This is a genomic window from Streptomyces sp. NPDC002232 (assembly GCF_042890295.1).
GTDB lineage: Bacteria > Actinomycetota > Actinomycetes > Streptomycetales > Streptomycetaceae > Streptomyces.
Map to the genome: position 1 here is coordinate 460,353 of NZ_JBIARV010000006.1, position 18,440 is coordinate 478,792.

15 protein-coding genes are annotated in these 18,440 nt (G+C 69.4%); 8 read left to right on the forward strand and 7 right to left on the reverse strand.

What is annotated here, in order from left to right; translation table 11 throughout:
- The 7 genes from gyrA to dnaA all read right to left on the reverse strand — a co-directional run bounded on the left by gyrA (window position 1) and on the right by dnaA (window position 11,998).
- Window positions 1–2,601, reverse strand: coding sequence for a DNA gyrase subunit A (gene gyrA, locus ACFYXU_RS30365; RefSeq protein WP_361406202.1), 2,601 nt, complete (start codon window positions 2,599–2,601; stop codon window positions 1–3).
- Window positions 2,602–2,642: 41 nt separating this feature from the next.
- Window positions 2,643–4,673, reverse strand: coding sequence for a DNA topoisomerase (ATP-hydrolyzing) subunit B (gene gyrB / locus ACFYXU_RS30370; RefSeq protein WP_329855957.1), 2,031 nt, complete (start codon window positions 4,671–4,673; stop codon window positions 2,643–2,645).
- Window positions 4,674–5,324: 651 nt separating this feature from the next.
- The gene (locus ACFYXU_RS30375; protein WP_329855960.1) at window positions 5,325–5,879 is read right to left on the reverse strand and encodes a DciA family protein; all 555 of its coding nucleotides are present in this window, start codon (window positions 5,877–5,879) and stop codon (window positions 5,325–5,327) included.
- Window positions 5,876–6,997: a DNA replication/repair protein RecF gene (recF, locus tag ACFYXU_RS30380; RefSeq protein WP_329855962.1), complete on the reverse strand. Its 1,122-nt coding sequence runs from the start codon at window positions 6,995–6,997 to the stop codon at window positions 5,876–5,878. The genes ACFYXU_RS30375 and recF overlap by 4 nt, the downstream gene beginning before the upstream one ends.
- 59 nt (window positions 6,998–7,056) lie before the next feature.
- A complete protein-coding gene (gene gnd / locus ACFYXU_RS30385; protein WP_329855963.1) occupies window positions 7,057–7,935 on the reverse strand; it encodes a phosphogluconate dehydrogenase (NAD(+)-dependent, decarboxylating) in 879 nt (292 codons plus the stop codon).
- A 187-nt stretch (window positions 7,936–8,122) separates the two neighbouring features.
- Entirely contained in the window at window positions 8,123–9,253 is a 1,131-nt protein-coding gene (gene dnaN / locus ACFYXU_RS30390) for a DNA polymerase III subunit beta (protein ID WP_041130169.1), read from the reverse strand.
- A gap of 945 nt (window positions 9,254–10,198) precedes the next feature.
- Window positions 10,199–11,998: a chromosomal replication initiator protein DnaA gene (dnaA, locus tag ACFYXU_RS30395; RefSeq protein ID WP_389460902.1), complete on the reverse strand. Its 1,800-nt coding sequence runs from the start codon at window positions 11,996–11,998 to the stop codon at window positions 10,199–10,201.
- A 397-nt stretch (window positions 11,999–12,395) separates the two neighbouring features.
- On the opposite strand from dnaA, the gene rpmH reads away from it, so the two are divergent.
- From rpmH to ACFYXU_RS30435, 8 genes are all read left to right on the forward strand, one after another.
- Window positions 12,396–12,533, forward strand: a complete 138-nt coding sequence (rpmH, locus tag ACFYXU_RS30400) for a 50S ribosomal protein L34 (protein WP_030205020.1) — start codon at window positions 12,396–12,398, stop codon at window positions 12,531–12,533.
- Window positions 12,534–12,553: 20 nt separating this feature from the next.
- On the forward strand, window positions 12,554–12,925 hold the full coding sequence (gene rnpA, locus ACFYXU_RS30405) for a ribonuclease P protein component (RefSeq protein WP_361406212.1): 372 nt from the start codon (window positions 12,554–12,556) through the stop codon (window positions 12,923–12,925).
- Entirely contained in the window at window positions 12,922–13,248 is a 327-nt protein-coding gene (gene yidD, locus ACFYXU_RS30410) for a membrane protein insertion efficiency factor YidD (protein WP_329855968.1), read from the forward strand. The genes rnpA and yidD overlap by 4 nt, the downstream gene beginning before the upstream one ends.
- Window positions 13,249–13,251: 3 nt before the next feature.
- Window positions 13,252–14,568 carry a membrane protein insertase YidC gene (yidC, locus tag ACFYXU_RS30415; protein ID WP_389407828.1) on the forward strand — a complete coding sequence of 439 codons (1,317 nt, stop codon included), beginning with the start codon at window positions 13,252–13,254 and terminating at the stop codon, window positions 14,566–14,568.
- Between the two features lie 29 nt (window positions 14,569–14,597).
- Complete coding sequence (locus ACFYXU_RS30420; protein ID WP_361406218.1) at window positions 14,598–15,110, forward strand: R3H domain-containing nucleic acid-binding protein; 513 nt, start codon at window positions 14,598–14,600, stop codon at window positions 15,108–15,110.
- A gap of 118 nt (window positions 15,111–15,228) precedes the next feature.
- Window positions 15,229–15,945, forward strand: a complete 717-nt coding sequence (gene rsmG, locus ACFYXU_RS30425; RefSeq protein WP_376516732.1) for a 16S rRNA (guanine(527)-N(7))-methyltransferase RsmG — start codon at window positions 15,229–15,231, stop codon at window positions 15,943–15,945.
- A gap of 236 nt (window positions 15,946–16,181) precedes the next feature.
- Window positions 16,182–17,258: a ParA family protein gene (locus tag ACFYXU_RS30430; protein WP_329855974.1), complete on the forward strand. Its 1,077-nt coding sequence runs from the start codon at window positions 16,182–16,184 to the stop codon at window positions 17,256–17,258.
- On the forward strand, window positions 17,255–18,283 hold the full coding sequence (locus tag ACFYXU_RS30435; RefSeq protein WP_389407829.1) for a ParB/RepB/Spo0J family partition protein: 1,029 nt from the start codon (window positions 17,255–17,257) through the stop codon (window positions 18,281–18,283). Before ACFYXU_RS30430 ends, ACFYXU_RS30435 begins: the two co-directional genes overlap by 4 nt.
- Window positions 18,284–18,440 lie beyond the last annotated feature (157 nt).

Here is an 18,440-nt window from a genome sequence, read left to right on the forward strand (position 1 = left end):
TTACTCCTCGTGCTCCCCGGCCGAGGGCTCCGTGCCCTCGACTGCCTCGGCCTCGACCGGCTCGACCACGCCCTCGGCGTCGTCGGCACCGTCGACGAATTCGTCCTCGCCGCCCGCCTCGGCGTTCCGTGCGATGCCGACGACGGCATCGCGCTTGCCCAGGTTGATCAGCTGGACGCCCATGGTGTCACGGCCGGTCTCCCTGACTTCGTTGACTCGCGTACGAATCACACCGCCGGACAGCGTGATGGCGAGGATCTCGTCGGTCCCCTCGACCACCAGCGCGCCCACGAGCGAGCCGCGGTCCTCCACGATCTTGGCGGCCTTGATGCCGAGGCCGCCACGGCCCTGGACGCGGTACTCGTCGACGGGGGTGCGCTTCGCGTACCCGCCGTCGGTCGCGGTGAAGACGAACGTACCGGGCCGGACGACATTCATCGAGAGCAGCTCGTCGTCCGCGCGGAAACTCATCCCCTTGACACCCGAGGTGGCGCGTCCCATCGGACGCAGCGCGTCGTCCGTCGCGGTGAAGCGGATCGACTGCGCCTTCCGGGAGACGAGCAGCAGATCGTCCTCGGAGGAGACCAGCTCGGCGCCGATCAGCTCGTCGTCGCTGCCGTCCTCGCGCTCCCGGAGGTTGATCGCGATGACACCGCCGGACCGCGGCGAGTCGTAGTCCTTCAGGGAGGTCTTCTTCACCAGACCGGCCTTGGTGGCGAGCACCAGGTAGGGCGCGGCGTCGTAGTCGCGGATCGCCAGGATCTGGGCGATCTGCTCGTCCGGCTGGAAGGCCAGCAGGTTGGCCACGTGCTGGCCGCGGGCGTCCCGGCCGGCGTCCGGCAGCTCGTACGCCTTGGCCCGGTAGACCCGGCCCTTGTTGGTGAAGAAGAGCAGCCAGTGGTGGGTCGTGGAGACGAAGAAGTGGTCGACGATGTCGTCCTGCTTGAGCTTCGTGCCGCGCACGCCCTTGCCGCCGCGCTTCTGCGAGCGGTAGTCCTCGGTCTTCGTCCGCTTCACGTAGCCGCCACGCGTGATGGTGACGACGATGTCCTCCTCGGCGATCAGGTCCTCGATGGACATGTCGCCGTCGAAGGGCACGAGCTTGGAGCGGCGGTCGTCGCCGAAGCGCTCGACCAGCGCGGACAGCTCCTCGCTGACGATCGCCCGCTGGCGCTCCGGGGAGGCCAGGATCGCGTTGTACTCGTTGATCTTCGCCTGGAGCTCGTCGTGCTCGGCGACGATCTTCTGGCGCTCCAGGGCGGCGAGCCGGCGGAGCTGCATCTCCAGGATCGCGTTGGCCTGGATCTCGTCGATCTCCAGCAGGCCCATCAGGCCCGTGCGGGCCACCTCGACGGTGTCGCTGCGCCGGATGAGCGCGATGACCTCGTCGATCGCGTCGAGGGCCTTGAGGAGGCCGCGCAGGATGTGGGCGCGCTCCTCGGCCTTGCGCAGCCGGAACTTCGTCCGGCGGACGATGACCTCGATCTGGTGCGTCACCCAGTGGCGGATGAACGCGTCGAGCGAGAGGGTGCGCGGCACGCCGTCGACGAGCGCCAGCATGTTCGCGCCGAAGTTCGTCTGGAGGTCGGTGTGCTTGTACAGGTTGTTCAGGACGACCTTGGCGACGGCGTCGCGCTTGAGCACGATGACCAGGCGCTGGCCGGTCCGGGACGAGGTCTCGTCGCGGACGTCGGCGATGCCGCCGATCTTGCCGTCCTTCACCAGGTCGGCGATCTTCTGCGCGAGGTTGTCCGGGTTGGTCTGGTAGGGCAGCTCCGTGACCACCAGGCACTGGCGGTTGTGGATCTCCTCGACCTCGACGACCGCGCGCATCGTGATCGAGCCACGGCCGGTGCGGTACGCCTCCTCGATGCCCTTGCGGCCGACGACGAGCGCGCCGGTGGGGAAGTCCGGGCCCTTGATCCGCTCGATCAGCGCGTCGAGGAGTTCCTCGTGGCTGGCGTCGGGGTGCTCCAGCGCCCACTGCGCGCCGGCCGCGACCTCGCGGAGGTTGTGCGGCGGGATGTTGGTGGCCATGCCGACGGCGATGCCGGCGCTGCCGTTGATCAGCAGGTTCGGGAAGCGGGACGGCAGGACCGTCGGCTCCTGGTTGCGGCCGTCGTAGTTGTCCTGGAAGTCGACGGTCTCCTCGTCGATGTCCCGGAGCATCTCCATCGACAGCGTCATGAGCTTGCACTCGGTGTAACGCATCGCGGCGGCCGGGTCGTTGCCCGGGGAGCCGAAGTTGCCGTTGGAGTCGACGAGCGGCATGCGCATCGACCAGGGCTGGGCGAGGCGGACGAGCGCGTCGTAGATCGAGGAGTCGCCGTGCGGGTGGTACGTACCCATGACGTCACCGACGACGCGGGCGCACTTGTAGAAGCCCTTCTCGGGCCGGTAGCCGCCGTCGTACATCGCGTACAGCACGCGACGGTGCACGGGCTTCAGACCGTCCCGTACGTCGGGCAGGGCGCGGGACACGATGACGGACATCGCGTAGTCGAGGTACGAGCGCTGCATCTCGGTCTCGAGCCCGACGGGCTCGATCCGCAGCACGGGCTCTTCTTCGGTGGTCCCGGTCGGGGTGGTTTCGTCGGCCATTGCTGGTCGTCAGTCCTTTCGTACGGTCAGCTGAGACCGACTCAGATGTCGAGGAAGCGAACGTCCTTGGCGTTGCGCTGGATGAAGGAGCGACGTGCCTCGACGTCCTCGCCCATCAGCACCGAGAACAGGTCGTCGGCCTGGGCCGCGTCGTCCAGGGTGACCTGGCCGAGCACACGGTGCTCGACGTCCATGGTGGTGACGCGCAGCTCCTCGGCGTTCATCTCGCCGAGACCCTTGAAGCGCTGGATCGAGTCTTCCTTGATCCGCTTGCCGTTCTGCTTGCCCAGCTCGACGAGCGCGTCCCGCTCCCGGTCCGAGTAGGCGTACTCGAAGTCGTCCCGGCCCCACTTGATCTTGTAGAGCGGCGGGCGGGAGAGGTAGACGTGGCCGGCCTCGACCAGCGGCCGCATGAAGCGGAAGAGGAAGGTCAGCAGCAGCGTGTTGATGTGCTGGCCGTCGACGTCGGCGTCCGCCATCAGGATGATCTTGTGATAGCGGAGCTTCTCGATGTCGAAGTCCTCGTGCACACCGGTGCCGAAGGCCGAGATGAGCGCCTGGACCTCGGTGTTCTGGAGGATCTTGTCGATCCGGGCCTTCTCGACGTTCAGGATCTTGCCTCGGATCGGCAGGATGGCCTGGTACATCGGGTTGCGGCCGGACTTGGCCGAGCCGCCGGCGGAGTCGCCCTCGACGATGAAGATCTCGCACTTGGACGGGTCGTTCGACTGGCAGTCGGAGAGCTTGCCCGGCAGCGACGCCGACTCCAGGAGGCCCTTGCGCCGGGTCAGGTCGCGCGCCTTGCGCGCGGCCACGCGCGCGGTGGCGGCCTGGATCGACTTGCGGATGATGTCCGCGGCCTCGATCGGGTTGCGGTCCAGCCAGTCATTGAGGTGCTCGTAGACCGCGCGCTGGACGAAGGTCTTGACCTCCGTGTTGCCCAGCTTGGTCTTGGTCTGGCCCTCGAACTGCGGCTCGCTCAGCTTGACCGAGATGATCGCCGTCAGACCCTCGCGGATGTCGTCGCCCGTGAGGTTGTCGTCCTTCTCGCGGAGCAGCTTCTTGTCGCGCGCGTACTTGTTGATGAGCGAGGTCAGCGCCGCACGGAAGCCCTCCTCGTGCGTGCCGCCCTCGTGGGTGTGGATGATGTTGGCGAAGGAGTAGACGCCCTCGCTGTAGCCGCTGTTCCACTGCATCGCGACCTCGAGGGACAGGGACTTCTCCTTGTCCTCCGCCTCCAGGTCGATCACCGTGGGGTGGATCAGCTCGCCCTTGCGCGAGTTGAGGTACTTCACGAAGTCGACGATGCCGCCCTCGTAGTGGTACCTGACCGTGCGCGCGGTCGGCGCGGCGGCCGCCTCGACGTCCGGGTCGTCGGCTCCGACGGTCGCCTTCGCGGACTCGCGCTCGTCGGTGAGCGTGATCGTCAGGCCCTTGTTGAGGAAGGCCATCTCCTGGAAGCGCCGCGAGAGCGTCTCGAAGGAGTACTCGGTGGTCTCGAAGATGTCCGGGTCGGCCCAGAAGGTGACCGAGGTGCCCGTCTCGTCGGTCGCCTCGTGCTGGGCGAGCGGGGCGGTCGGGGCGCCCATCTTGTAGTCCTGCGTCCAGCGGTGGCCGTCCGTCCTGATCTCGACGGAGACCTTGGTGGACAGGGCGTTGACGACGGACACGCCGACACCGTGCAGACCGCCGGAGACGGCGTAGCCGCCGCCGCCGAACTTGCCGCCCGCGTGCAGCACGGTCAGGACGACCTCGACGGCCGGCTTGCCCTCGGAGGCCACGATGCCCACCGGGATGCCTCGGCCGTTGTCGACGACGCGGACGGCGCCGTCGGCCAGGATCGTCACGTCGATGGTGTCGGCATGGCCGGCCAGGGCTTCGTCGACCGAGTTGTCGACGACCTCCTGCACCATGTGGTGCAGACCGCGCTCGCCGGTCGAGCCGATGTACATGCCAGGGCGCTTGCGCACGGCATCCAGGCCTTCGAGGACCTGGATGTTGCTGGCGGTGTACTGGGAGTTCTCGTTGGGGTCGCCGGAATCGGCCACGAAGCGCCCTTTCTGGCACAGCACAGGCCGTTCTCCGGGCATACCGGAGCGGCTGCGTCGTTCGACATGTTCCGCAGGGTGGCGGGATTGTCTCCCAGTCTACCGGTACCACTGACACTCATGGGGGTTTGCCGGTACCTGAATGCGCATGTGCCGCCCTCGGCGGGCGCGAGACGACTCCCCATATCCGGATAGGGGCTCCAGAGCCCCCTGACGGCCACCCAGCGCTTCGGGCGGTAGCAGCCTGTGGGCGCACGCTCCGCCCGGCCGCGGGCCGGGGTCCCACCGGGACGAAAGGCGTGTCGCAGACCACACGCCGCCGCCCGCGCCGCGGACCCTCCCCACCCGGAACCGGACACCGCTCCACCCGGCCGGTCATGGTGCGGGACGCCTCTGACGGCCTCGCGGGTTCCGGCGTACGGGAGGCTCGCGCACACCCCGCGCGCGTGCTCCGCCGTGCGAGAGGGGTTACGGGGCGCGGGCCGTCCTGGCCGTTCTGGATGTGCGGGCCCTCCTCGGGTGGGCGGGGCGGCCACGGTGTGGGGGACGCTCTCGGCCGTGTGCCCCGGTGGCCGGCCCGCGCGGGACGGCGACCGTCGGTCGCACCCGCGCCGCCCCGGGCCCCGGCACCGCACCGCCCCGGGCCCGCACCACCGCCCCGCTCCGCCCGGCGCTCTAGCCGTACGTGTCGCCGGGACCCACGCTTCCGGGCGCCCTCAGCGGCCCGTATCCGCGCCGGGGCGCACCCGGGCCCAGGACCTTGATCATCCGCACGGTGCCGTGCCCGAGGTCCTCGTTGAGCCGCGCGACCAGCGTCGGCGCGAGGAGTCGCAGCTGCGTCGCCCAGGCCGTCGAGTCGCACTGCACGGTCAGCACGCGCGCGTCCGGCTCGTCGTCGAACTTCAGCGGTACGCAGTGCTTCGCCAGGTCCTCGCCGACGATCTGCGGCCAGCGGCCCATGACCCCGCCGACCGCCGCCGGGGTCTCCCAGCCCCGCTCGGTGATCAGCCGGTTGATCGCGGCGCCCAGCGCCATCGGGTCGCGTCCGTCGGCGCGCGCGCCGGAGCGCAGCCCGCCGCCGCGCCGGGCCTGCTTCTTCTGCGCCGCCGCCGCGCCCCGCGCCCTCGCCTGCTCCTTGGCGGCGCGCAGCGCGACCCGTGCGAGGTCGACGCCGGAGGCCTCGGGGGCGGCCGGCTTGTCCACAGGCTGGGGAGAGGATCCGTCGCTCATACCCGCTCCACCGTCCCTCCGGACACGGCGTACCGCGTGCCCGCGAGCACCCCCGGGACGTCGTCGTCCACCGCCGCGGTGACGAGCACCTGCTCGCCCGGCGCCACCAGCTCAGCGAGCCGCTCGCGCCGCCGCGCGTCCAGTTCGGCGAAGACGTCGTCGAGGACGAGGACCGGCTCGTTGCCCTCGGCGCGCAGCAGGTCGTACGAGGCCAGGCGCAGGGCCAGCGCGTACGACCAGGACTCGCCGTGGCTGGCGTACCCCTTCGCGGGCAGGTCGCCGAGCTTGAGGAGGAGCTCGTCCCGGTGGGGTCCGACGAGGGTGACGCCCCGCTCGATCTCCTGCTTGCGGACCTCGGCGAGGGCGGCGATCAGCTGCTCGTACAGCTCCTCGCGGGTGTGCCCGGTGCCCGGTGCGGAGGGGCGGTACTCCAGCAGGACGGGTCCGCCGCCGGGGGCGAGCTGCTCGTACGCCTTGTCGGCGAGCGGTCGCAGGACGCCGATGAGGTCGAGGCGCTGGGCGAGCAGTTCGGCGCCGGCCCTGGCCAGGTGCTGGTCCCACACGTCCAGGGTCGACAGGTCCATGCCGCGGCCGCCGTGGCGCCGGGCCATCGCCGCGGACTTCAGGAGGGTGTTGCGCTGCTTGAGCACGCGCTCGTAGTCGGAGCGCACGCCCGCCATGCGCGGAGTACGGGCCGTGATCAGCTCGTCGAGGAAGCGGCGGCGCTCGCCGGGATCGCCCTTGATCAGCGCCAGGTCCTCGGGCGCGAAGAGCACGGTGCGGACGATGCCGAGGATGTCACGCGGTCTGACCTGCGAGGACCTGTTGATGCGGGCCCGGTTGGCGCGGCCCGGGTTGAGCTCCAGCTCGATCAGCTGGGAGCGCTCGCCCTGGGTGACGGCGGCCCGGACGACCGCGCGCTCCGCCCCCATCCGGACGAGCGGGGCGTCGGAGGCGACGCGGTGGCTGCCGAGGGTCGCGAGGTAGCCGACGGCCTCGACCAGGTTGGTCTTGCCCTGGCCGTTCGCGCCCACGAAAGCGGTGACGCCCGGGTCGAGCGGGACCTCGACCCGGGCGTAGGAGCGGAAGTCGGCCAGCGACAGGTGCGTGACGTGCATGGTGGGCGCCGACCTTCTTCCCCCGGCGGCTGCGCACCGCGGGGTGCACAGCCTGTGGATTACTTCTTCGTCTCGACCGCGTGGCCACCGAACTGGTTGCGCAGCGCGGCGATCATCTTCATCTGCGGGGAGTCGTCCTGACGGGAGGCGAACCGCGCGAACAGCGAGGCGGTGATCGCCGGCAGCGGGACGGCGTTGTCGATGGCGGCCTCGACCGTCCACCGGCCCTCGCCGGAGTCCGACGCGTAGCCCCGCAGCTGGTCCAGGTGCTCGTCCTCGTCCAGCGCGTTCACCGCGAGGTCGAGCAGCCAGGAACGGATGACCGTGCCCTCCTGCCAGGAGCGGAAGACCTCGCGCACGTCGGTGACGGAGTCGACCTTCTCCAGGAGCTCCCAGCCCTCGGCGTAGGCCTGCATCATGGCGTACTCGATGCCGTTGTGGACCATCTTCGCGAAGTGGCCGGCGCCGACCTTGCCCGCGTGGACCGAGCCGAACTCGCCCTCGGGCTTGAGGGCGTCGAAGACCGGCTGGACCCGCGCCACGTCCTCGGCGGAGCCGCCGTACATCAGCGCGTAGCCGTTCTCCAGGCCCCAGACGCCGCCGGAGACGCCGCAGTCGACGAAGCCGATGCCCTTGGCGGCGAGCTCCTCGGCGTGCTTCTCGTCGTCGGTCCAGCGCGAGTTGCCGCCGTCCACGACGATGTCGCCGGGGGAGAGCAGGTCGGCCAGCTCGTCGATGGTGGACTGGGTCGCGGCACCGGCCGGAACCATGACCCACACGACGCGCGGACCCTTGAGCTTGCCCACAAGCTCTTCCAGGCTGTGGACATCGGCGAGGTCCGGGTTGCGGTCGTATCCGATGACGGTGTGGCCTGCGCGGCGGATGCGCTCACGCATGTTGCCGCCCATCTTGCCGAGACCGACGAGACCGAGCTCCATCAGAGATTCCTTAAGCGTCGTGTGCGGTGTACCCGGGTCCGAGCCTACGCCCGGACCCGTGTGCACACCTGTGGGGTCAGCCGCTCAGGCGACGCCCCCGACGACGGTCTCAGCCGGACGGCCGCTCCGCCCTTCCGCACCGTCCCGGGGGGCTTCCCCCGGGACGCCCGGGCACGGCCACCGGGCCTCAGCCGGACAGGCGCACCGGCATGATCAGGTACTTGTACGCCTCGTCCGCCTCGGCGTCGAGCGCGGGCTTGCCGCTCAGCAGCGCCGGCTTGGTGGAGGTCGTGAAGGAGAGCTGGGCGACCGGCGAGTCGATCGCGCTCAGACCGTCGAGCAGGAAGGTCGGGTTGAAGGCGATCGAGATGTCGTCGCCGTCCAGCTGCGCGTCGACCCTCTCCACAGCCTGTGCGTCGTCGCTGGAGCCGGCCTCCAGGATCAGCACGCCCTGCTCGAAGCTCAGCCGGACCGGAGTGTTGCGCTCGGCCACCAGGGCCACGCGCTTCACGGCCTCGACGAAGGGGGCCGTCTCGATCACCGCGACCGAGTTGAACTCGGTGGGGAAGAGCGTCCGGTACTTCGGGAGGTCGCCCTCCAGGAGGCGGGTGGTGGTGCGGCGGCCCGCGCCCTCGAAGCCGATGAGGCCCTCGCCCTTGCCGGAGCCGGAGAGCGCGAGGGTGACGGTGTCGCCGCTGGTGAGGGCCTTGGCGGTGTCCAGGAGGGTCTTCGCGGGCACCAGGGCGACCGCGGAGGCATCCGGGGACTCCGGCTTCCACAGGAACTCGCGGACCGCGAAGCGGTAGCGGTCGGTGGAGGCCAGGGTGACGGTGTCGCCCTCGATCTCGATGCGCACACCGGTGAGGACGGGCAGCGTGTCGTCCCGGCCGGCGGCGATGGCGACCTGCGCGGCGGCGGAGGCGAAGACCTCACCGGGCACGGTGCCGGTCGCGGTGGGCATCTCCGGCAGCGCCGGGTACTCCTCCACGGGCAGGGTGTGGAGGGTGAAGCGGGAGGAGCCGCAGACCACGGTCGCCCGTACACCGTCTGTGGAGATCTCCACGGGACGGTTGGGGAGGGCGCGGCAGATGTCGGCGAGCAGACGGCCGGAGACGAGGACGGTGCCGTCCTCCTCCACCTCGGCCTCGACGGAGACGCGGGCGGAGACCTCGTAGTCGAAGCTCGAGAAGCTCAGGGCGCCGTCCTCGGCCTTCAGCAGGAGGCCCGCGAGAACGGGGGCCGGCGGACGGGCCGGGAGGCTGCGGGCCACCCAGGCCACCGCCTCGGCAAGTACGTCGCGCTCCACCCGGATCTTCACCGGAACCGCCTCCTGCTTGTTGCTGGCTCTTCGTCGACTGCGGGAACCAGTCTGACGTACGCCACCGACACCTGGTGCTGCTCGGGGTCAAGTCGCGACGAGAGCGCGTCGGAGCTCCGGCGCCGAGTTGTCCACACGTCCCACTTCGAAGCGAATTCCGGGCTAACTCTATGTGGGAGTAGTAGTAGGGCCTGTGGAAACCGTGGATAACGTCGTTTTCCCAGGTCAGGCCAAGTTTTTTGTCCACCGACCCTGTGGGTGGAGCCCGTGGACAACCAGGGGTTTCTGTGGACACCCGAAAGTTCTGCACAGCCGGTACACAGGCCATGGGGAGTTCTCCCCAGCGCTGTCCCCAGCTTTTCCCGCGTTCCCCACAGCCCAAACGTCTCCCTTGGTGTGACCGCTTTCACTCGGGCCAGTGAGCGGGGGTGTTTCGTTGCCGAACAGTGGACAGCGGTGTGGAGAAGCTGTGGGCAACCCACCGTCCCCTGTGGGTGGCCGGTGGACAACCGTCGGGCCCGCCTGTGGACGAAAGATTCATCCACAGGCTGTGGAGATCGTTTGCCAACAATTCCACAAGGGGCTGACCTGGGGTGATGATCTGTCACCAGCCCTGCCTGTGGACAGGATCCGGATAACTCGACAGTCCCCACCCTGTGGACGGGAGATCATCCCCCAATCTGTGGAGAACCTGCCACCGGAACGGAGTAATCGAACAGCGGGTGCGCGACCCCCACCTGTTCCCCACCCGTTCGCGAGGGGTGCGCGGCCCGTTCGCGGTGCGCGCGAGGCCTCTTCGCGGGGGTGTACGGCCCGTTTCCCCGTGGGAAGGGCGGCCCGTTTCCCGCGTCCCGGAGCACCGCGGGAAGGCCGAAGGGCGCCCCGGGAGGTGTCCCGGGGCGCCCTTCGGAGAGGCTCTGGAGGGCCCTGCGGCGGGCCCGTGCGTCAGCCGTTCTTGATGCGGTTCGTGAGCTCGGTGACCTGGTTGTAGATGGAGCGCCGCTCCGCCATCAGGGCACGGATCTTCCGGTCCGCGTGCATCACCGTCGTGTGGTCGCGGCCGCCGAACTGCGCGCCGATCTTCGGCAGCGACAGGTCGGTGAGCTCACGGCACAGGTACATGGCGATCTGCCGGGCCGTCACCAGGACACGGCTGCGGGAGGATCCGCAGAGGTCCTCCACGGTCAGACCGAAGTAGTCGGCGGTCGCCGCCATGATCGCGGGAGCGGTGATCTCCGGCGAGCTGTCCTCGCCACCCGGGATCAGGTCCTTGAGGACGATCTCGGTGAGCCCGAGGTCCACCGGCTGCCGGTTGAGGCTCGCGAAGGCCGTCACCCGGATCAGCGCCCCCTCCAGCTCGCGGATGTTCCGCGAGATCCGGGAGGCGATGAACTCCAGTACCTCCGGCGGGGCGTTGAGCTGCTCCTGCACCGCCTTCTTGCGGAGGATCGCGATGCGCGTCTCCAGCTCCGGCGGCTGCACGTCGGTCGTCAGACCCCACTCGAAGCGGTTGCGGAGGCGGTCCTCCAGGGTGACCAGCTGCTTGGGCGGCCGGTCCGAGGACAGCACGATCTGCTTGTTGGCGTTGTGCAGGGTGTTGAAGGTGTGGAAGAACTCCTCCTGCGTCGACTCCTTGCTCGCGAGGAACTGGATGTCGTCGACGAGCAGGATGTCCACGTCGCGGTAGCGCTTGCGGAAGGTGTCGCCCTTGCCGTCGCGGATCGAGTTGATGAACTCGTTGGTGAACTCCTCGGAGCTCACGTACCGCACGCGCGTGCCCGGGTAGAGGCTCCGCGCGTAGTGCCCGATCGCGTGCAGCAGGTGGGTCTTGCCGAGGCCCGACTCCCCGTAGATGAAGAGGGGGTTGTACGCCTTCGCCGGCGCCTCGGCGACCGCGACGGCCGCAGCGTGCGCGAACCGGTTCGAGGAACCGATGACGAAGGTGTCGAAGAGGTACTTGGGGTTCAGCCGGGCGTGCTGCTCGCCCGGGGCGCCGGCGCCGTGCCCGGCGGACGAGGAGCCGTGACCGCCGCCCGGCACTCCGCCCGGTCCGGGGACCGGACCGCCGGGGCGGGGCCCCGGACGCGGGCCGTGGTTCTGGGGGTCGGGCAGCTCGGCGCGCTCCGGCCGCTGCTGCTCGTAGCCGCGGGCGGGCTCGTCGTACCGGGTCTGCCGGGACTGCTCCGGGCCCGTATAAGGGGCGCGCTCCTGGTAGCCGCCGAGCCTCGGCTGCTGCCAGGAGAGGTCCTCCTGGGTGCGCGGCCAGGCGCCGGGATCGGGCCGCTGCGGCTGCTGGTAGTCCGGATAGGCCGGGCGCGCGGTGGGCAGGCCGTCGTCGGGCAGCGGCCGGTGGCCGTAGCCGTCGTACTTCTCGTACGGCTCGGGCTGCGGGCGCTCGTCGTACCGGTGCTGCTGCGACTGGTGCGACTGCTGCACCGGGGGCGCCGGCGGCGCCGGCGGCGTCGGCTCGCCGACGGAGTCGTCGACGGTGATCGCGATCCGGATCGGCCGGCCGCACTCACGGCTGAGGGTCTCGCTGATCAGCGGGGCCAGCCGGCCCTCCAGGACCCGCTTGCCCCATTCGTTGGGGACGGCGAGCAGGGCCGTGTCCGCGACCAGGGCGAGCGGCTGGCACCGCTCGATCCACTGCTTGTCCTTCGGCTCGATCCCCTGCTGGCCCTCGGCGAGCAACTGCTCGAGGACGCGTGGCCACACTGCGGCAAGATCAGCTGGTACGTCAGCCACAGGGCACGCTTTCTCGCAGGTCCCACGATGGTGTGGTTCTCGGGGACGGTGGGTCGAAGTCCGTGAGGACGGGTCCGGTGAGGACAGGTGAGGACAGAACGGCAAAAGAATGTGGAGACCGTCCACGGTAGTCGGGCCGGATGACGTGGTTCAAGTTGTTGTCCACAGCCTGTGCACAATGGGGGGTGGCGACAGGTCGGTTTGACCGGATGGCGTAGCCGCGCGTACCGTAACCAGGTCGAGTTGTCGATGGCTGCTGCCGCCTGCCTCCGATGGGCAAAGATCACGGTCAGTGATCGTGAAGCGGTGCACTCGGGCGTATTGCGAGCTACTCGTGGGCGCACGGTGACAGCCAGGCGATGTCCCGCCATCTACGAATCATTTCTGGAGCCCCCGAGTGAGCAAGCGCACCTTCCAGCCGAACAACCGTCGTCGCGCGAAGACCCACGGCTTCCGCCTGCGCATGCGCACGCGCGCCGGCCGAGCCATCCTTGCGAACCGCCGTTCCAAGGGTCGCTCTGAGCTGTCCGCCTGATCTGCTTAACAGGTCATGACGTGCTGCCTACCGAGAATCGGCTGAGGCGGCGCGAGGACTTCGCAACCGCGGTACGCCGAGGTCGCCGGGCCGGTCGCCCGCTCCTCGTCGTCCACCTACGCAGCGGTGCAACGAACCCGCACGCGCCTGGGGAGAGCGCTCCCCCGACGCGTGCGGGTTTCGTCGTGAGCAAAGCCGTGGGTGGTGCGGTCGTACGCAACCAGGTCAAGCGTCGCCTGCGCCATCTCGTACGCGACCGCCTCACCGAGCTGCCCCCCGGTAGCCTGGTGGTCGTACGGGCGTTGCCCGGAGCCGGCGACGCCGACCACGCACAGCTGGCCCGAGACCTGGACGCCGCTCTCCAGCGGCTGCTGGGAGGGGGCACGCGATGAAGTACCCGCTGCTGGCTCTCATCAAGCTGTACCAGTGGACGATCAGCCCTCTCCTGGGCCCCGTCTGCCGGTACTACCCGTCGTGTTCCCACTACGGATTCACGGCCATCGACCGGCATGGCGCGATCAAGGGCACGGCCCTGACCGCCTGGCGCATCCTGCGGTGCAACCCGTGGTCGCCCGGCGGTGTGGATCACGTCCCCGCGCGCAAGCGGCCCCGCTGGCACGAGATGCTGCGGAACGCGCTGCGCGGCGACAAGGGCGGGTCCCCCGCCGAGACGAGCCCGGCCGCCGAGACCTCGCCCAATGCTCAAGGAGCCTGATTAGTGGACACGATTGCCAGTCTGTTCAGCTTCATCACCTGGCCCGTTTCCTGGGTCATCGTCCAGTTCCACAAGGTGTACGGGGCGGTCTTCGGCCCCGACACGGGCTGGGCCTGGGGCCTGTCCATCGTGTCCCTCGTGGTGCTGATCCGTATCTGTCTGATTCCGCTGTTCGTCAAGCAGATCAAGTCGACGCGGAACATGCAGGCGCTCCAGCCGAAGATGAAGGCGATCCAGGAGCGCTACAAGAGCGACAAGCAGCGTCAGTCCGAAGAGATGATGAAGCTGTACAAGGAGACGGGTACCAACCCGCTCTCCTCGTGCCTTCCCATCCTGGCGCAGTCGCCCTTCTTCTTCGCCCTCTACCACGTGCTCTCCGCGATCGCCTCGGGCAAGACGATCGGCGTCATCGACGAGCCGCTGCTCGAGAGCGCCCGTCAGGCGCACATCTTCGGCGCTCCGCTCGCCGCGAAGTTCACGAACTCCGCCGCCGAGGTCGCCGCGCTCAACGCCTCGCTGACCGATGTCCGCATCGTCACCGCGGTCATGATCATCATGATGTCGGCCTCGCAGTTCTTCACCCAGCGCCAGCTGATGATGAAGAACGTCGACCTCTCGGTGAAGACCCCGTACATGCAGCAGCAGAAGATGCTGATGTACATCTTCCCGGTGATCTTCGCCGTCATGGGCATCAACTTCCCCGTCGGTGTCCTCGTCTACTGGCTGACCACCAACGTGTGGACCATGGGCCAGCAGATGTACGTGATCAACCAGAACCCGACCCCGGGCAGCAAGGCGCAGGACTCCTACCTGCAGCGCCTGCTGAAGAGCGTCACGCAGCACGGTGAGGTCCGCGGCCGCCGCCGGAAGAACGTCGTCAAGGTGATCGTCGCCAAGGGCAGCGACCGCAACGAGAACGAGCGCCGCTTCTTCGTGGGCCTCTCCAAGGCCGGCTTCGCCGCCCAGGCCGACGGCACCGTGATCAAGGGCGACACGCTCGTGGCCGAGGCCGAGGGCGGTGCCGCCGCCAGGCGTCAGCAGCCCAAGCGCCAGACCAAGGCCCAGCGCCAGGCCTCCGGTGCTCAGCACCCCCTGGCGAAGGACACCGAGGACGGCGACGAGCCGGCAGCCGAAGCGGCGACCCCCTCGCTCGAGAAGAAGCCCCAGGCCCCGGCCACCACCGAGGCCGAGGACGCGACGCCGGCCGACAAGCCCCAGCGTCCGAGCCGAGCCAACTCCGGCGGTTCCCGCCAGGGCAAGTCCGGTCAGGGTCAGCGCAAGGGCCAGCAGCGGCCCAAGCACCCGTCCTCCAAGAAGTAAGCCCTCCCAGAAGCTAGAAGGAGTCATCCGTGACGGAAGGCACCACCTCCGCCGCCGCCGAGGGTGGCGACACCCTGACCCGCCTGGAGCAGGAGGGTGAGATCGCGGCCGACTACCTCGAGGGCCTGCTCGACATCGCCGACCTGGACGGCGACATCGACATGGACGTCGAGGCGGACCGGGCCGCGGTCTCGATCATCAGCGACTCCAGCAGCCGCGACCTCCAGAAGCTCGTGGGTCGCGACGGTGAGGTCCTGGAGGCGCTCCAGGAGCTGACCCGACTCGCCGTGCACCGCGAGACCGGTGACCGCAGCCGTCTGATGCTCGACATCGGCGGCTTCCGGGCCAAGAAGCGTGCCGAGCTGGCCGAGCTGGGTGCCAAGGCCGCGGCCGAGGTGAAGGCCTCGGGCGAGCCGGTCAAGCTGGACCCGATGACGCCGTTCGAGCGCAAGGTCGTGCACGACGCGATCGCCGCCGCCGGTCTGCGCAGCGAGTCCGAGGGCGAGGAGCCGCAGCGCTTCGTCGTCGTGCTCCCGGCCTGACCCCTCACGTAGTGTCGGCCCCGTCTGTTCGCAGGCGGGGCCGATCTTTGTCAGCCTTGATAGTCAGCCACCACAGCGCGCTCGCACGCCGGGCGTGCGGTACGGAAGGACGGTTCCCGTGACGGAGGCAGCGGAGCTCCCCGAGGCGCCGGAGCAGGCGCGGACAGTCTTCGGTGAGTACTTCCCGGAGGCCGTGCGGTACGCGGAGCTCCTCGCGGACGCGGGTGTGAAGCGGGGGCTGATCGGCCCGCGCGAGGTCCCTCGTCTCTGGGAACGCCACCTGCTGAACTGCGCCGTCCTCTCGGAGGTCGTCCCCGAGGGCGTCACCGTCTGCGACGTGGGCTCGGGCGCCGGTCTGCCCGGCATCCCCCTGGCCCTGGTCCGGCCCGACCTCAAGATCACGCTCCTTGAGCCGCTCCTGCGCAGGACGAACTTCCTCCAGGAGGTCGTCGAGCTGCTGGGCCTGGACCACGTGACCGTGGTCCGGGGGCGCGCGGAGGAGATGCTCGACAAGATCACGCCCGTGCACGTGGTGACCGCCCGCGCCGTGGCGCCGCTCGACCGGCTGGCCGGCTGGGGCGTTCCCCTGCTGCGCCCGTACGGAGAGATGCTGGCGCTCAAGGGCGACACCGCCCAGGAGGAGATCGACGGTGCTCGCGCCGCGCTCTCCAAGCTCGGTGTGGTGGGGACCCAGGTCCTTCAGGTCGGTGAGGGCGTCGTCGACCCGATGTCGACGGTCGTCCGGGTGGAGGTCGGAGAGAGCCCCGGTGGCGTGCGGTTCGCTGCCAAGCGCGCCAAGGCGGCCCGGACGAGCAAGACCCGCCGACGCCGCTGAGCGTCGCATTCGTCCCATTTCGGAGTGTCGACCGGTCCCGGCCGGGTGGCGGGGGCATGGTGTTTCACGTGAAACGTCGCTCACTGCTGCAGGGGATCATCAGCCGCGGTCGCGCGGCTGCCACGCCCAGGGACCGTAGACCCCGTGTGAAGCCACCCGTGAGGGTTACGGAGCTGTCCACAGAGGTGGATTCACCCACAGAACCACCGACCTCGCTGGTTCGCGACCCCGAAAGCATGGCAGGCTCTGCTCATCGCGAGCCTGAAGCCGAGGAGAGTGAATCCTTGCGGTCCGACGCCAACATCGCGGGACCGATGACCGATCCGGTCCCCGGTCCCCGAACCGAATCGGCGGGGGAGGATGTTTCACGTGAAACACCGCCCCCGATGGACGACACCCCCATCGGTCGTGCTGCCCAGCTGGCAGTAGAGGCGCTGGGTCGTGCAGGTGAGGGACTTCCCCGCCCGGCACAGACCCGCGTGATGGTCGTCGCCAATCAGAAAGGCGGCGTGGGCAAAACGACCACGACGGTCAACCTTGCCGCGTCCCTGGCCCTGCACGGTGCCCGGGTCCTCGTCATCGACCTGGACCCGCAGGGCAACGCCTCGACGGCGCTCGGCATCGACCACCACGCCGAGGTCCCCTCGATCTACGACGTCCTGGTGGACAGCAAGCCGCTGTCCGACGTGGTGCAGCCGGTCATGGACGTCGAGGGGCTCTTCTGCGCCCCCGCCACCATCGACCTCGCCGGTGCGGAGATCGAGCTGGTGTCGCTGGTGGCGCGCGAGAGCCGCCTCCAGCGGGCGATCCAGGCCTATGAGCAGCCGCTGGACTACATCCTGATCGACTGCCCGCCCTCGCTCGGCCTCCTCACGGTCAACGCCATGGTGGCCGGCGCCGAGGTGCTGATCCCGATCCAGTGCGAGTACTACGCGCTGGAAGGCCTGGGACAGCTCCTCCGGAACGTCGACCTGGTCCGAGGGCACCTCAACCCGGGGCTCCACGTCTCGACGATCCTGCTCACCATGTACGACGGCAGGACGAGGCTCGCCTCGCAGGTCGCCGACGAGGTGCGCAGCCACTTCGCCGAGGAGGTGCTGCGGACCAGCATTCCGAGGTCCGTCCGCATCTCGGAGGCACCGAGCTACGGACAGACGGTCCTCACCTACGACCCGGGCTCCAGCGGCGCCCTGTCGTACCTCGAAGCGGCCCGAGAGATCGCCCTGCGGGGGGTTGCCGTGCAGTACGACCCGCAGCACGCCCATGCAGGGCACCAGAACAACCAGCGCAGCATGTCGGAGGGGATCCAGTGAGCGAGCGACGTAGGGGATTGGGGCGTGGGCTCGGTGCGCTGATTCCCGCTGCTCCCCAGGAGCGACAGGTGGAGCGCGGGGTGGCCGCCGCGAAGCTGGCGACGCTGCCGCAGAGCCCACAGGCTCCCGAGTCGTCGCCGGCGTGGAATGAGCCCGAGCCCGTGGCCCTGCCGGAGCCTCCTGCCGGTGCCTACTTCACCGAGCTTCCGATCGATGCCATCGTTCCCAACCGGCATCAGCCCCGTGAGGTCTTCGACGAGGATGCGCTGGCCGAGCTTGTCACCTCCATCAAGGAGGTCGGCCTGCTCCAGCCCGTGGTCGTCCGCAAGGTCGAGGCCGACCGCTACGAGCTCGTCATGGGTGAGCGTCGTCTGCGGGCGTCGACGACGGCGGGTCTGGAGCGGATTCCGGCGATCGTCCGGGACACCGACGACGAGAAGATGCTCCTGGACGCACTCCTGGAGAACCTCCACCGGGCTCAGCTGAACGCGATCGAAGAGGCCCACGCCTACGAGCAGCTGCTCAAGGACTTCGGCTGCACGCACGACCAGCTCGCGGAGCGGATCGGGCGTTCCCGTCCGCAGATCTCCAACACGCTGCGCCTGCTGCGTCTCTCGTCGCCGGTCCAGCGCCGGGTCGCCGCCGGGGTGCTCTCGGCCGGCCACGCGCGGGCCCTGCTCGGTGTGGAGGACCCGGAGGCCCAGGACAAGCTGGCGTACCGGATCGTCTCCGAGGGCCTGTCGGTCCGCAGCGTCGAGGAGATCGTGAGCCTCATGGGCTCCGAGGAGCCCGCGTCCGCGGTCAAGCCGAAGGGGCCGCGTGCCGGTGCCCGGGTCTCGCCCGCGCTGACGGACCTCGCTTCCCGTCTCTCGGACCGCTTCGAGACGCGAGTGAAGGTCGACCTGGGGCAGAAGAAGGGCAAGATCGTCGTCGAGTTCGCCTCGATGGACGACCTGGAGCGGATCCTCTCGACCCTGGCTCCCGGCGAGGGTCGGGTCATGGACCAGAAGAACGCCGAGGGCTGACCTCCTCACCGCTCGCCGAGGCCGCTCAGGGCGGGCCGTGTTCCGATCTTCATCGGAACACGGCCCGCCCTTTGCCTATGAGCGGTATCGCCCCGATCGCCCGATCGATACGATTCCGAGAGGCGTATCCGTGCGCGATGGCGAGGGAAACGAGGAG